At 43.5% G+C, this 15,276-nt stretch carries 13 protein-coding genes; 2 read left to right on the top strand and 11 right to left on the bottom strand.

Annotated features, from left to right (window positions below; genetic code table 11):
• Window positions 1–18: 18 nt before the first annotated feature.
• Window positions 19–1,014 (top strand): SMP-30/gluconolactonase/LRE family protein, encoded by a 996-nt coding sequence (locus HUW48_RS03410; RefSeq protein ID WP_182414336.1) that lies wholly within the window; start codon window positions 19–21, stop codon window positions 1,012–1,014.
• A gap of 410 nt (window positions 1,015–1,424) precedes the next feature.
• Here HUW48_RS03410 and HUW48_RS03405 read toward each other — a convergent pair whose 3' ends face one another.
• The 11 genes from HUW48_RS03405 to HUW48_RS03355 form a co-directional block, all read right to left on the bottom strand.
• On the bottom strand, window positions 1,425–2,639 hold the full coding sequence (locus HUW48_RS03405) for a cupin domain-containing protein (RefSeq protein WP_182414335.1): 1,215 nt from the start codon (window positions 2,637–2,639) through the stop codon (window positions 1,425–1,427).
• A gap of 107 nt (window positions 2,640–2,746) precedes the next feature.
• The gene (locus HUW48_RS03400) at window positions 2,747–4,996 is read right to left on the bottom strand and encodes an outer membrane protein assembly factor BamB family protein (RefSeq protein ID WP_182414334.1); all 2,250 of its coding nucleotides are present in this window, start codon (window positions 4,994–4,996) and stop codon (window positions 2,747–2,749) included.
• Window positions 4,997–5,229: 233 nt separating this feature from the next.
• Window positions 5,230–5,367, bottom strand: coding sequence for a hypothetical protein (locus HUW48_RS03395; RefSeq protein ID WP_182414333.1), 138 nt, complete (start codon window positions 5,365–5,367; stop codon window positions 5,230–5,232).
• Between the two features lie 351 nt (window positions 5,368–5,718).
• Window positions 5,719–6,030: an AtuA-related protein gene (locus HUW48_RS03390; RefSeq protein ID WP_182414332.1), complete on the bottom strand. Its 312-nt coding sequence runs from the start codon at window positions 6,028–6,030 to the stop codon at window positions 5,719–5,721.
• Window positions 6,027–7,349, bottom strand: coding sequence for an acyclic terpene utilization AtuA family protein (locus HUW48_RS03385; RefSeq protein ID WP_182416258.1), 1,323 nt, complete (start codon window positions 7,347–7,349; stop codon window positions 6,027–6,029). Before HUW48_RS03385 ends, HUW48_RS03390 begins: the two co-directional genes overlap by 4 nt.
• Before the next feature lie 57 nt (window positions 7,350–7,406).
• Window positions 7,407–8,702, bottom strand: coding sequence for a CitMHS family transporter (locus tag HUW48_RS03380; RefSeq protein WP_182414331.1), 1,296 nt, complete (start codon window positions 8,700–8,702; stop codon window positions 7,407–7,409).
• A 133-nt stretch (window positions 8,703–8,835) separates the two neighbouring features.
• Complete coding sequence (locus HUW48_RS03375) at window positions 8,836–10,458, bottom strand: carboxylesterase/lipase family protein (protein WP_182414330.1); 1,623 nt, start codon at window positions 10,456–10,458, stop codon at window positions 8,836–8,838.
• Between the two features lie 129 nt (window positions 10,459–10,587).
• Entirely contained in the window at window positions 10,588–11,484 is an 897-nt protein-coding gene (locus HUW48_RS03370; RefSeq protein WP_182414329.1) for an alpha/beta hydrolase, read from the bottom strand.
• A 59-nt stretch (window positions 11,485–11,543) separates the two neighbouring features.
• A complete protein-coding gene (locus tag HUW48_RS03365; protein WP_182414328.1) occupies window positions 11,544–12,410 on the bottom strand; it encodes an alpha/beta hydrolase in 867 nt (288 codons plus the stop codon).
• Window positions 12,411–12,468: 58 nt separating this feature from the next.
• The gene (locus tag HUW48_RS03360) at window positions 12,469–13,125 is read right to left on the bottom strand and encodes a 3-oxoacid CoA-transferase subunit B (protein WP_182414327.1); all 657 of its coding nucleotides are present in this window, start codon (window positions 13,123–13,125) and stop codon (window positions 12,469–12,471) included.
• 9 nt (window positions 13,126–13,134) lie between these two features.
• Complete coding sequence (locus HUW48_RS03355) at window positions 13,135–13,848, bottom strand: CoA transferase subunit A (RefSeq protein ID WP_182414326.1); 714 nt, start codon at window positions 13,846–13,848, stop codon at window positions 13,135–13,137.
• A 276-nt stretch (window positions 13,849–14,124) separates the two neighbouring features.
• Between HUW48_RS03355 and HUW48_RS03350 the strand changes: the two genes are divergently transcribed.
• Entirely contained in the window at window positions 14,125–15,021 is an 897-nt protein-coding gene (locus tag HUW48_RS03350) for a helix-turn-helix domain-containing protein (RefSeq protein ID WP_182414325.1), read from the top strand.
• The last annotated feature ends 255 nt before the right edge of the window (window positions 15,022–15,276 follow it).

Below are 15,276 nucleotides of genomic sequence, written 5' to 3'. Positions count from 1 at the left end.
TTCAATCAAATATAATATATGAAGAAGTGTACGCTTATTTTACTTTTAGTTTCCAACTGTTTTTCGGGATTTCCCCAAGAAACCAAACCTAATATTGGTACTATTGAGTTTAGCTCGAATGAACTTTCCAGGGTTATAAAAAAAGACGCCAAGATTGAGGTACTAGCGGAAGGATTTACTTTTACCGAAGGCCCATTATGGGTGGAGAAAGATAAAATGCTTTTGTTTTCGGATGTGCCGGCTAATACCGTTTACAAGTGGACCGAAGCTAAAGGGAAAGAAGTTTTTTTAAAACCTTCGGGCTATACCGGCCAGGAATCTCGGGGTGGTTTTTTGGGGTCTAACGGGCTTCTTCTTGATAAGGATGGAAAACTACTACTTTGCCAGCACGGCGACCGAAGAATAGCCATGATGGACGCACCGCTTCATGCGCCAAAGACTAACTATGTTACGGTAGCAGGAGAATATAAAGGCAAGAAACTAAATAGCCCCAATGATCTTTTACTTACTGCCGCCGGCGATCTGTATTTTACTGATCCTTCTTATGGTTTTGAAAGCGGTAATACTGACCCCAAGAAAGAATTATCCTACCAAGGCGTTTATAAAATGAATAAAGCCGGACTGGTAACACTTTTAACCGATTCGATTGAGCAACCCAACGGGATTGGAATCTTCCCTGGCGGTAAATCATTACTCATATCTAACTCTGCTGATAAGAAAAATGGATGGTATACGTATGATATTGCGGCGAATGGTTCCTTAACAAATGGCAAAAGTTTTTATAATGTAAAACAGGAAAAAGCACCGGGTGGCTGCGATGGTTTAAAAATAGACAAAGCGGGCAATGTGTTTGCTACCGGACCGGGAGGGCTTTGGATATTTAATAAAACTGGCAAGTTGCTCGGAAAAATAAAGCTGAACGGAATAGTAGCGGCAAACTGCGCTTTAACTCCCGATGGTAAAACCATCTATATTACTGCTTCTAATTACCTGCTCCGCGTAAAAATGCAATAATCTTTTTCTACTACTAAGTTCTTAAGCCTAGTATTAGAAACGTGTAATTATATAAATACCTATAATCTTATTTTTTAAAATATTTTGTTTAAGGGTAAATATGACGAACAGTAATAAAAGCTTCCTTAGCATTTACTAAAGCTGAACTTTAGAGACGGGAACCGGCTCTAAAGTTCAGCTTTAGTAAATGCTAAGGAAGCTGCTGTGGTATTACTACACAATTCGAAGTAGTTATTAAAATAAGAAGTCTCCTTAATATTGAAGGAGACTTCTTATTTTAATAAAATTTATTACTGTTTTAATGGGATTACCTCTCAATAATGACTATAAATTCTAAAGCATTAATGTCTAAAATTTACCAGTTTACATAATTATGATTTATAGCAGTATCTTAAAATAACTTAAAATGTTTATCGCTGGTCATCGGCACCCATAACATCATACCCGCGCCACTTAAATTCTTTGCCAATTTTGGAGGCAGCCGGCCAGGCAATCTGGTGTTGGCCGCTGGCTACCCATTTGCGCCGGTTTTCTTCCGTGTCAAACGAGATCTGGATCTGGTAATTATAAGTAGTTGCTTCGGCCTGGATTTCTTTCGCTAAGTTTTCCGGATAAAGGCGCAGCAGTTTAGATCCTAGATAGCCGGTTTGCACCTTCATGGCGGGTACATAAACGGTGTTATACATTTTTTCAAAAGCTTCGCTTTCTGCTTTCGGAACTTTAAAATCCATCTGCAACACCATGGCTTTTGCTTTACCCGGTGTTGTTTGCAAGCTGGCTGTATTTGGTTTAGAAGCAGCTACCCCTATCACCAGCAATTCCAGATCTTCCTTTCCATCATTGGAAATCGTGGCCTTTTCTCCTAATAAGCCATAAAATGAATCATCGGCTTTAATAGCAACTTTCTCATTGTTGAGCGCTACCGATCCCGAGCCTTTTATCACGTAGTAAACTTCTTCGATACCATCCAGTTCCCGGGGTCCGGCGGTACTGCCGGCCGGAATAACTACATGGTCCACGTGGTTCCAGTTGGTACGGAAAATATCGGAGTTCAATACCCGGCGGTAAAGCACGCCATTACCCAGATAAGCCGGATTGTTGATTTTAAGCGTGTTTCGCTCCATGCGGCCGGATACAAAAACCGGTATAGGATCCAGGGTGGCGCCAACCCGGGCATCGGCTAAATCAAAATTATCGGCCTGGCCTTTTACTTTACTTACCGCAAAATTCAGCCATTTTAGCTTTTCACCGGTGGGGTTGTAAATAGCATGCGCATCTCCCATTTTACAAGGCACTACCGCCGGTGCTTTTATTTTAGAAGTGCGGCCGTTTACGGTGAATTCGGCTTCTCCGGTTAGCAGTACATACATTTCCTCGATGTTGTGGTGAAAATGATGCCCAATGCCGGATTTAGGATCAATAATCCCGGAATGCAGGTAAAGGAAGTTCGTTGATAATTCAGTGCGCCCGATTAATTGGGTAAAGCCCATTTTACCGGCGCCGGCATGTACGGCTGATAATTGTCGGTATTTAGCCGGATCGTTGGGAACAACACGATTTTTTGTAGGCTGACCGGTAGCCGGAACCATCATAAAAGTGAATAATAAGGCAAGCAAATGGTTCATGATTCGCAGTAGATTTAGTTAACTAAAAAGTGGTAAGTATTAAATTATATTTTTTTAAAAATAGATACAAGTATTCCAAATGGAGTCTATTGGCAAACCTGGGTTTCTCATTTTTTATCCGGCAGTGCATACACTACATAACCCCTTGGTAAAGCTCCCGGCTTTTTGGCGTGGTTAATACCATCCCGCCCAAAGTTAGATGTAGCATTCACCACCAGATATTGTTTACCTTTAATTTCATACATCATCGGCTGCGCGTTCGATTCGTGGCTCAGCGTAGTTTCCCATAACAGCTTGCCCTTATCAGAATCAAAAGCATATAACTTTCCGCCCTTGGCCGTACAAAACAGCACCCCATTAGAGGTAACCACCATGCCTTTTCTTTGCGCTCCGCCCGGAGTACCTAAATTTTTCGTTTCTTTATTAAGTGCCAGGGTATCTTCCCCAATAGTATGCTCCCATTTTACGGTGCCGGTGTTCAGGTCATAGGCCATCACCCTCGACCATTTTGGATTTAATAAACCTGGCCAGAAGGTACCATAATCGGTGGTATAGCGATCCTGGGGATGTTCCACATCTTCGGGGTAATCCGACATAGGCGCCACAACTCTGGCATCTGGGTTAACCTTGGCTCCACCTGACGCCACTACCGGGCCTTCCGGCATTTTTGAAGAGTCATTTTTTCTGCCAAAACCAACTCGCATGGCTGGGTTACCGCCTAAGAAACGGTAAATAGCGGTTACCTGTTCTTCCTGGATATGCGCAAAACCCGGCATTTGTCCGCGGCCGGCGGCCAATAAACCTTTAAAGTCATCAATGCCCATGCGTTGTCCGGCGTTAACAATAGAAGGCGCAATGCCCGCACCCGTCATATTTTCGCCGTGACAAGACTTACAGGTACTCGCGTACAGCGTTTTTGCTTTTAGTACATCATCCTTCGACATCATTTCGGTAGGTGCTTTAATTTTTTCGAGCTTGTAAACCGAAGGATATTCCTGCGCTAAAATGTACACCATTCCTTTTGTGGGATCGGCGGCGGTATTACCAAAATTTACCCCGCCCAGAGCACCAGGCACGGCAATGGTTTCATATTTATCGGAAGGCGGAATGTACAGACCCGATTTAGCAGCGGCAATACGCTTATGCCATTTATCTTTTTCTGCCTGGGAATAATAAGGGTTAAGGGTTTCTTTGGTAACCTCGTGCCGGGTAAAGCTGGATACCACCGTCGGAATGGGTTGCGTAGGCCAGGCTTGTTCGCCGGGCATCTCACTGGTCGGAAACGGTTTTTCTTCAATAGGAAATATAGGTTCCCCTGTAACCCGATCAAATACAAACATAAAGCCGTGCTTGGTAGCCGCCGCCACCGCATCAATGCGTTTGCCTTTATGTTTTACGGTTATTAATTGCGGGGCAGAAGCCAGGTCATAGTCCCACAAATCGTGGTGGACTGTCTGGAAATGCCACAAGCGTTTGCCGGTGCGGGCATCTAAAGCTACCAGGCTATTGCCAAATAAGTTGCTGCCTAAACGGTCGGCCCCGTAATAATCATAAGTAGGTGAACCTAAAGGCAAATAAGCAATACCCCTTTTAACATCTACCGATATTTCGCTCCACACATTTACCGCACCCACGTACTTGTAAGCATCTTTCGGCCAAGTTTCGTAACCAAACTCCCCCGGATGGGGAATGGTATGGAAGATCCATTCCTGTTTACCCGTTACTACATTATAAGCTCTTACGTGGCCCGGCGGCGAGAAATACCCTTCACCAGGCGCGGACCCCATAATTATTAAATTATCATATACTACACCGGGCATCATGGGTTGAATCCGACGGATGCTCGCTACTTCCCGGTCCAAACCTTCCCGCATATCTACATATCCATCCGTACCGAAGGTCAGGATCGATTTTCCGGTTAGGGCATCAATTGCCTGCAAGGAATTATTCAGGGTAAACAATAACCGGCGGTCTTTGCGATCTTTGCTTTCCCAATAGTTAATGCCCCGGCGGGTTAACCCCTGTAAGTTGGCATGTATCCAGATTTCTTTCCCTGTAAGGGCATTAATGGCTACTAAAGAATAATTCTTAGCCATCACGTACATGATGGTATCTACCACTATCGGACTGAAAAAATTAGGCACGGAATCGGTGGTTGGATAAACCCAGGCCACCTGCAACTTGTTTACATTCTTTTTAGTAATCTGAGAACCTTTAAAATAGCGTGATTGATCAGGTCCGCCGCCGTATTGCTGCCATTTGGTATAATCATCGTACAGCGAGGAATCAGGAGTAAAGCTTACATAAGCAAATAAAAATAACAGGGCAATAAGAACACCGGTAATCTTTTGTTTCATTGAGTATTAGTTATAATTAGTTGTAGTGAATAGGTAAGGATAATTCTCTTGCCTATTCGTGTGGCAACAGAATTCCATGATAAGGCAAATTATTGGTTAATTATTAAAAACCAACTATAATTTGATAAATATAAATGCATTATTTAGAGCGTGATTGCCATTAACTTTAGAAGGGACCAGCTACCATTAATTTTGTTCCATAAGAGCGGCGCAAAATTATACAGGTTATTGCGTCAAACCAGGCAGGAATGCCAGCCAGAAGATTCGGAGTAGGTGTATCTGACCTTCATTTGGTCAAACTTGGCGAGCAGTTCCTTCCAGTTTTGGTTAGCATTATCTTCTTTTCCGCCCATGGATAAATCAGCCAGCACGCAGATTTTAGCATCCGGTAAGGTCCGGTGATTTTTATCTAATTCCGGAATAAATACCTTTTTTTAATTCCTTTTAAAATTCTAAAAGCATTTTCATTAAATCCGGACATTCTCCTATTGCCATCGAGCATGACAACCAGCATGGGCTTGGCTTTTTTCCCGGCAATGAGATTATCCAGAATTAATACGTTTTTATGTTTGGTGATATAGCCTCTTTCGAAAATTTTTAAGCCCGTTAATTTTTAAATAATCAGTTGCCATCGATGGTAATGCTTCCGCCAATAGCCTTTGTTGGATTATTACAAACTTCCTTTGGTTGGATTTATAACGACTCTATGTGATGTGTAATTCTTATCCTTCAATCTCCATTTCCAATAACGCAAAGCTTAAAGTTTTGCCGTGCGGGTCCAGGGAGAGGGAGGTGGTCACGCCGCCCAGTAAGGCATCCTGACAAACAAATTGAAGGGCCGCCAAATGGGGTAGTTCGTAGCGGGTTATCTCTCCGGAAACAATTTTTTGCAGATGGCTCTTTACGGCGGCGGCCGTTACTTTTTCCACTAATAAAGTATAATCTTCTTCATGGTAAGCAATCAGCGATAAGGTTAAGGTATTTCCTTTGTCGCCGGCTCGGCTGTGGGCAATATCGTATAATTTTATTTTCATGAGCGCTGAACGGTAACCGTGGGATTAACTTTATTCCGGGGAAGCAGGATTGAAATAATGCCGATTACTTCCTGTACGTATTTCCGGGCTCCGCCGCCACCGGCCGCGCCGTTGGTGTAAAGCGCTTCTACTTCTTCCCCTACCCGGGCAGCCATTTCGGGGGTAATAGCTTTACCGGCCACCCGTAATCTGATTTCATACGGTTCCGGGTAATTACCCAATTGGGTGCGGTGCACCGAGGTGCTGCCAATATAATCCACGCGGAGTTCTGGAAAATGAGGGCTTAACCTTTGCTTGATAATAGCACCGGAGAGTTGCGCCCGCCCCAAGGCATTGGGGCCAGCATATGAAATTTCGCCTTCGCCCACAAAACCAGCCTGGTAGCCCACGCTCACTTTTAAAGTAGCAGGTTTGTTTTCGCCACGGCCGCCGGTTACCTGCACCTGGTTCGGACCAACTTCCTGTAAACGGACCTGGGTGAAGTCCGCTACCACATCGGGAGTAAAATATTGCTGTGGATTCATTACTTCGTAAAGCAATTGTTCTTTGACCGTAGCCAGATTTAAGATACCGCTCGTTTCTGCTACTTTACTAAAAATGGCTTTTCCATCGGGATAAATATCTACAAAGGGATGCCCTAAACTGGCCATATCGGGTACCTCTTTTTTACCCGGGTCGGCAAAGTAACCCCCGGTTAACTGACCCGCACATTCCATTAAATGCCCGATAACCGTAGCCTGGCCCATTCTATCAGCATCATCCAAAGACCAATTAAATTCATGAATAAGCGGCGCTACAAATAAAGAAGGATCAGCCACCCGGCCGGTAATAATGATATCGGCCCCGGTTTCTAAGGCTGTTAAGATAGCATCTGCTCCCAAATAGGCATTGGCAGAAACAATTTGCCCGACGGTATGGAGTGGTTTGCCAGTTTCTAAAGTTAATTCTTCCCCAGAGAGCAGGTTCAAGACATCATCCCCGGTAACGGCCGCCACCGAAACGGAGAGGCCTGTTTTTCGGGCAATGCAGCAAATTAATTCAGCCGCGGCAATTGGATTGGCGGCCCCCATGTTGGTAATTAACCGAATATTTTTACTTTTCAGAATTGGCAGCAGCATTTCCATGCGGCGTTCCAGTAAGGGGTCGTATCCTTTGGTTGGGTCCTGTAACTTTCGTTTTTGGGCCAGGGCAATGGTTCGTTCCGCTAAACATTCCAGTACCAAGTAGTCGAGCTCGCCTTTTTCGGCCAGAATTACGGCTGGTTCTAACCGGTCTCCGGAAAAGCCGGCGCCACACCCAATGCGTACTTTATTTTTTATCATTTTAAAAAAATTACTTTTTTAGGGATCTTTACCTCTGAAAATAACTAACTGTTGCTACATAGTTATAGAGCCCGTAAGTACCGCCACGATGGTCATTACCAAGGTTGTGCCAAAAGCCCATTTAAAAATAAATTTCTGATGATCCCCCAGATCTACTTCTGTGAGTCCCACTAATAAAAATGTAGAGGCCGTTAAGGGGCTCAAAGGAAAACCAACCGTCATTTGCCCCAATAAAGCAGCCCGACCAATTTGCAGAGCATCCAAACCATAATGTTGTGCCGCCTTGCTCAGTATGGGAACCACACCAAAGTAATAAGCATCCGGGGTAAAGAGCATGCTGGCCGGCATACTGGTAAGAGCCGTCAGTACTGGCAACAGGCTGGCGTGTTCAACCGGAATCAGAGCTACCAGGCTATTCGCCATAGCAGTAATCATTTGGGAGCCGGTTAATATACCCGAGAATACGCCGGCCGCGAAAATCATACTACTCACTAAAAATATATTGGCCCCGTGGGCTTTTAAGACCTGTTGCTGATCTTTAGGTTTGGGATAATTAACCAATAAGGCCAAGGTACTGGCAAGTATAAATAATACCGGCGCTGGTACCCAGCCTTTCATCAGGATAATAATGAGTGAAACCGTTATCAAAGCATTGAACCAGATTAATTTAGGTCTTTGCTGAGCAGCCTGTTCTGGAGTGAGTATGGCTTGATGGTCGTAGGTGAACGGGATGATACCTAACCGTTTCCGTTCTTTTTTACCGAACCAATAAGCCACGAATAAAACCCACCCGATGCCCGCTAAAATGGCCGGAATATTAGGATTAAAAATATGGATGGCATCGGAATTCAAAGTAGCGATGGCGCGGGCCGAAGTACCGGACCAGGGCACCAGGTGCATCGGCCCGACACTTAAGGCCACAATACCCGCCAACACCAGTCGGCTCATATTAAGCTGCTTGTACAAAGGAAGAAACGCGGAAATAACAATCATGAAGGTAGCGGTACCGTCGCCATCCAAATGCACGATCATGGTTAAGATAGCCGTACCCATTACAATTTTTAACGGGTCGCCTTTTACATACTTCATAATAAGGCTGACCAGCGGATTAAATAAACCCACATCCAGCATCACACTAAAGTAAAGCACTGCAAAAATTAGTAGAATACCCGTGGGCGCCACTTGCTTGATACCGGTCAATATCATTTCGGCTAATTCCTGAATGGTAAATCCGGCGAATAACCCGAAAGCCAAAGGAACTACCACCAACGCCGTAATGACCGACAATCTTTTGGTGATTATCAGTAATAGAAAAACCACGATGGTGGCAAAGCCCAGGATTGCTAACACTTAATAGGAGCTTATTTTTTTAAATTTTAAGATTAAAAGCTATTTGAAATTACCAGGATGCTGCTTCGACCAAATCATTCATGGGTATACTTCCTGATTAGCTACCTGCTTTAATTGTACTTACTAACTGGAATTATTTCGCAGTAACTAATTGAATCAGCTCTTTGTCATGATTATTTTTAACCGCGCACGTATTGTCGAACAGCATGGTAGCGCCATTTCCTTTGCTGTATTTGGGCCAGGTAGGCAAACCTTTGTGATTCGGGTTACCCGTTTTAGCAAAATTTATCCAGGCGGTGCTCATTTTATCGGCTAAGACGTGCGCCTCTCGACCCCCACCCGTCATTTCTTCACAACGGTTAATATTATCGAATACAAAAGGCAATTCCATACAATGCATGGAACTATAAGCGCCATCGAGCACCGGTGATTCCCAGGTAAATAGATACATGTAAACCGGAGCCGTACCTTGCTGGGCCTTGTTATTTGCCTGGTCTATGGCTAATGCACAAAAACCAAAATCAAACAATACGAAATCAGACGGCTTTGAACTTTCAGGATAAGCCTTTTTAACCGCCGATAGATACGCATCGGTTTTAGCTCCGTACTGTTTGGTTAAATTTGTCTTGGCGGCTTCCATGGTTGGTACCCGATTAGCCGGATTGAATGGGGCGAACTCGGTTTTGGTGGTGCCTACCAGTAACGGGATATCTTTGGATAAAAAAATAGCCTTCGGATCGGATGGTTGATAAGGTAAAAAATTACCATCCAATACGGGTCCCCAACCTAAATTGGTATTGGGTTTACCTTCGGCTTTCAAGGCCTCCTGAACTTTGCCAATGGCTTTTTTACCGGCCGCGTTCAGACGTTCGTATGATATTTTTTGCAGCGAATCTATCTGGTTAGGTTGCAATTTTAGTTCTTCCAACAAAGCGGCACTTATGCGCTTAGTTACGGCCGGTTCAGTAAAATTGGTAATGTAACTACCACTTTGCACAATGGCTTTGTGAAATAAACCTTTCACGGACGGCGCATTCATTAAGGAGGTAACTTTGCCACCACCTCCCGATTGGCCAAAAATGGTTACGTTATTCGGGTCGCCGCCAAACTGGGTAATATTTTGCTTCACCCATTGTAAAGCCATGGCTAAATCCGTTAAACCAGCGTTGGCCGAACCTTTGTATTTGTCGCCGTAAGCCGACAGGTCCAGAAAGCCCAGAATATTTAGCCGGTGATTTACCGTAACCACTACCACATCTCCTTTTTGGGCCAGGTTTTCCCCGTCGTAAGAAGGTAGTTCTACCGCAGAACCGGCCGTAAACCCGCCGCCGTGTAACCAAACCATTACCGGGCGTTTTTTGCCATCGTTTATTTTGGGCGTCCACACGTTCAGACTTTGGCAATTTTCGTTGGTGTACCCCCAGTTGTGCTGAAATGGAAATTCAATTTCGTCATAAACAGTAGTGGTAGGATCGGTAGGGCAAACCGGACCATACGACATGGAACTGCGCACTCCTTCCCAGGAAGCTGGCTTTTGAGCCGCCTGAAAGCGGTCTGATTTAGCGTACGGAATCCCTTTGTAAGTGAATATACCATGATGAATATACCCCCGCACTTTGCCGTATTCGGTTGGCACAATGGCTTGGGTGGTACTGGCAATTAATGGTGCAAGAGCTTCTTCTGCCTTCTTCTGGGCCATTGTCGCCAACGAACCATTTAGTAATAAAGCAGAAAAAAGTAAAAGTTTAATTTTCATGTATTTTAATTAGGATGGATTTTAAAAAATAAAGAATAGTTATCGCCTGTTGGATTTGGCTAAAGAGTTTTAAGTCGAAGAAAATTTAAAAAAATGTCATAACCGATAAGCTATTTTAACTTGCGATAGCTACTGAATAGCCACGCCATTTTCCTGTAATACTTTGTGCATAAACAGCATTTGGTCGGATAGGGCATTTTGCCAGTAGTCCCAGGTATGTCCGCCGGGCCTTTCGATGTATTCGTGCGAGGTTTTATTGGCAAGTAATAGCCGGTGAAGTTCCCGGTTTGGTTCAATCAAAAAATCATCCACGCCGCAATCAAATATCAACTTCAGACCGCTGGCTTTTATCCGATCGGTTAAGCCAACGGCGGTATAATTTGGGTAAGGCGAAAATTCATTTTGAGGGGGGCCTAACAACTTGGCAAAATTCTGCGCCCGGGATTGGGCAAATTCAGCAGGCACTTTCCAGGTGGCCGTGTTGATGTTCATCACGCCGCTCATACTGCCGGCGGCACTAAATAAATCCGGATGTTTGGTAGCAATATAAAAGGCCCCGTGACCACCCATGGAGAGACCAGCAATCAGGCGGCCTTTTTTATCCTTTATTGTTTTATAACTGGCATCTATTTTTCCTATTAACTCCTTAGAAATAAAGGTTTCGTACTGGCTGTTTTTATCTAAGGGGCTATCGAAATAGTAACTGGTGGGTCCGCCATCGGGGGTAACAATAATGAGGTTGTAAGTATCGGCCATGCGATGCAGCAACGTTTTATCCGGCGTTTTACTTAACCAATCGCTATACTTTCCGGTACCGCCGTGCAGCAAATAAAGAACCGGAAAAGATTTTTTATTTTTTTTATAGGAAGCCGGTAGTACAACGGCCGCCTTAATTTTTCTTTGCATCACCTGACTAGCCACTTGGATAGTATCTACTTTTGCCGCTATCGCTTGGTTGGCAAAAATTAAAAAACAGAGGCAAAGGAGGATGAGTGGAAGGAAGGACTTTTGAGTCTTGAGCGCCATTACTATTGATTTTAGAATAATAAATTATTTCGGACTAAGTTGTAAATTCTAGGCAGAGCTTACTTGGTAACACTTAGACTTTCAAAAGCTTTGGCAAAAAACAAAGCGTGGTGAGGTAGCGAATTCTGCCAGTAGTCCCAGGTATGCCCGCTGGGTCGTTCGGCATAGTCGTGCGGCGTTTTATTGTAAACCAGGCGGCGGTGCAGTTCCCGGTTCGGCTCAATTAAGAAATCATCCACGCCACAATCGATGATAAGCTTTACCCCATTAGCTTTCATTTTATTGTACATATCCACTACAGAATGGGCATCGTATACCTCCGGCAAAGTTTCAACGGGGCCCAGGAGGGATTCAAATCCTTTCTTAACATTGTTAGCCGTTTCGGGTGGAAATTTCCAGTTATCCAGGCGTAAGTCAATCGCCCCACTCATGCAGCCGGTCGCCCCATATAAGTCCGGTTGCCGGGTGGCCAAAAATAAGGCGCCGTAGCCACCCATAGAAAGTCCGGTAATGGCTCTGCCTTTCGCATTCCGGATGGTTCGGTAGGAGTTATCTATTTTGGCAATAACTTCCTGCGTGAGGTAAGTCTCGAACTGGCTGTTTTTATCTACCGGGCTATCGATGTAATAACTAAATACTTCGCCTTCCGGCATTACAATGATCATGTTGTATTGGTCGGCAAGCTCGGGAACCAGATTTTTATTAGGGGTCTTGATAGTCCAATCGCTGTGGTGCCCAAATCCACCGTGTAACAAGTACATGACCGGGTAATTAGTTTTACTTTTGGCGTAGGTTTTGGGGAGCACTACCACGGCTTTGTAGGATTTACCCATGGCCGCACTCGGAATGTCTAGGGAGTCAATTCTGGCACAATAAGCAGCAATTGTGAAGCATAAAAAGAAAATTAGCAGGAATAATTTCTTCATGTAGAGTTATTAAATAATTTGGCGATTAAGAATGATGTAAGGCAACTTTTAATGTAGATTAAGTGGCAATTTCCGGAATTTCTCCTTCCACGATAAGCTTTCCGGTGGTAGCTTTTATAATATCTTCCACGGTTACGCCCGGCGCTCTTTCTAATAGTTTAAAACCATTCGGTGTTATATCCAGCACCGCTAAATCTGTTACAATCTTTTTTACACAACCCAAACCGGTAATAGGGAGGGAGCAGGAAGGGAGTAGTTTGGATTGTCCATCTTTAGAGGTATGCTGCATCGCCACAATAATGTTTTTGGCCGAAGCTACCAAATCCATCGCTCCCCCCATGCCTTTTACCATTTTGCCTGGTATTTTCCAGTTAGAAATGTCTCCTTTCTCCGACACTTCCATGGCTCCTAAAACCGTAAGATCCACGTGCTCTCCCCGAATCATGGCAAAGCTTTCGGCGGAACTGAAAATAGAAGATCCGGGTAAGGTAGTAACGGTTTGTTTACCCGCATTAATTAAATCGGCATCCACTTCTTCTTCCAACGGGAACGGCCCCATCCCCAGCAGGCCATTCTCCGACTGAAGTACCACATTTATTCCGGCTGGAATATAATTGGCCACCAACGTTGGAATGCCTATTCCCAGGTTCACATAATAACCATCTTGTAATTCCTGGGCAATACGCCGGGCAATTCCGTTTTTATCTAAGGGCATTTTAGTTTTTTAAACAGTGGTGGAGATTGCTTTTCTGGTTGTTTTCTGTTCAATGCGCTTTTGGTATTGTTGCCCCTGAAAAATACGCTGCACATATATACCCGGAGTATGGATATAATTCGGATCTAACTCGCCGACTGGTACTAATTCTTCTACTTCGGCAATGGTAATTTTGCCGGCAGTAGCCATGATGGGGTTAAAGTTGCGGGCACTGCCTTTATAAATTAAGTTGCCGGCTGTATCACCTTTCCAGGCTTTTACCAATGCAAAATCCGCTTTTAGCCAGCTTTCTCTGATGTACATTTTCCCATCAAATTCCTGGGCTTCTTTGCCTGCGCCTACTTCAGTGCCATAACCCGCCGGTGTATAAAAAGCCGGGATGCCCGCTCCACCGGCCCGAATGCGCTCCGCGAGCGTACCCTGGGGAATAAGCTCCACTTCCAGTTCTCCGGATAAAAGCTGGCGCTCAAATTCGGCATTTTCGCCCACGTAAGAAGAAATCATTTTTCTTACCTGACGGGTTTGTAATAGTAAACCAATTCCAAAATCATCTACCCCGGCATTATTGGAAATACAGGTTAAATTTTTAACGCCTTTGCGCAAGAGTTCCGCGATAGAATTTTCCGGAATTCCGCACAAACCAAATCCTCCCAACATAATGGTGGCGTTATCCGGAACGTCCGATAATGCCGCTTGCGCATTTACTACAACCTTATTAATCATAAACTTAACAGTTAAGTAAAAGTAAGTTTATAAGAGGTTAGGTTTATGATCATTTCGATTAAATACATGGATAAATGAAACATTTTTACGTCCTATTATTTAATCAGAACTCTTAAATAAATTTAAAAATTTGTCAGAATTGGTCCAATAAACTAAGCTTAGTAGCAGATATTACTTAAATAAAGGGCTATTTATACTATAATATTCATTTTGGAATGCACCGAAAGAACTTATTGTTTTTACAAAACATACATTATTTAAACGTATATTACTTTCATGTATAAAGAGAAATTTGATAATTACCACCTATATGGGGAGCGTAGTAAACCCATACCCTCTGACTTCATTCATGTACAATCATTTGATTCCTTAATTGAATTGTACGACGGGCAAATCAAACCGCATTTGCATACTTTGTTAATGCATATTCTGGTTATTAAGGCAGGAAAGGTGATGGTAACTTTATCAAAAAAAGAAGTTGAGGTTACGGGTCCCTGTTTAGTTCTTATTCCGGCTAATATTGTACATGGCTTTCTATATGACAAAACCAAGGGTTGGGCTTTTACTATTTCCAGTAATTACCTGGATGCAATTTTAAAACCGCTGCCTGCCTTCAAGCTGAAATTTAATAAAGTACATATTTTAGCCGCAGAACTGGCTGGTGCCAATTTTTTAAATTTATCGCTTATGGCGGATAAGATTGCCCAGGAACTGAATGCTGATCTGGCAGGAAAAGCTTTGGTTTTACAATCCAGCCTAACCCTATTGCTAGTTGAAAGCTTACGGGCGCTTTACCACCAAGAGAATAAGTCTTTCACCCAGGATAACCGAAAATTAAAGTACTACCAGGATTTCCAGAATCTCATTAAAGAATCGCTTTTAACCGACACTAAAAACATTTCTCAGTACGCGAAGGAATTGGGAGTTACCACCATTCATTTAAACCGGATTTGTCAATCGGTGGCGGGCAAGTCGGCGTTACACGTCGTGCAGGATTTTTTGATACAGGGAGCCCTAAATTATTTGAATAACACGGATTATTCTGTTTCTGAGATTTCGTTTATATTAAAAATAAAGGACCCGTTCTATTTCTCGCGTCTTTTTAAAAAACACATTGGTGTCTCGCCCAAGGTTTATCGGAAAAACCCTTCCCATTCCCGGTTTGAAAATTGATTGTTGTTTATGCTGATTTAGGTATTCCGTAGTCAATCTATTAGGGATAAGTTTACATTAATTCGAGATACGAAAAGAACACCTGGGAAAAAGCTATTCTACTCTTACTCGGTCCTCCAGGAGGAAACTATTTAACTACATAGCCAAATAGTTTCTTACTGAAGAAACCTAGACAGACAGTAAAAAGCAGCAGAAGTATATTTTGACATTGCTACTAATACGGCTATTGGCTGTTTGTATAATAAGTGCTTATGT

Source organism: Adhaeribacter radiodurans (assembly GCF_014075995.1).
Lineage (GTDB): Bacteria > Bacteroidota > Bacteroidia > Cytophagales > Hymenobacteraceae > Adhaeribacter > Adhaeribacter radiodurans.
The sequence above is the reverse complement of the archived record's forward strand: the minus strand, read 5'-3'. Positions and strand labels throughout refer to the sequence as shown.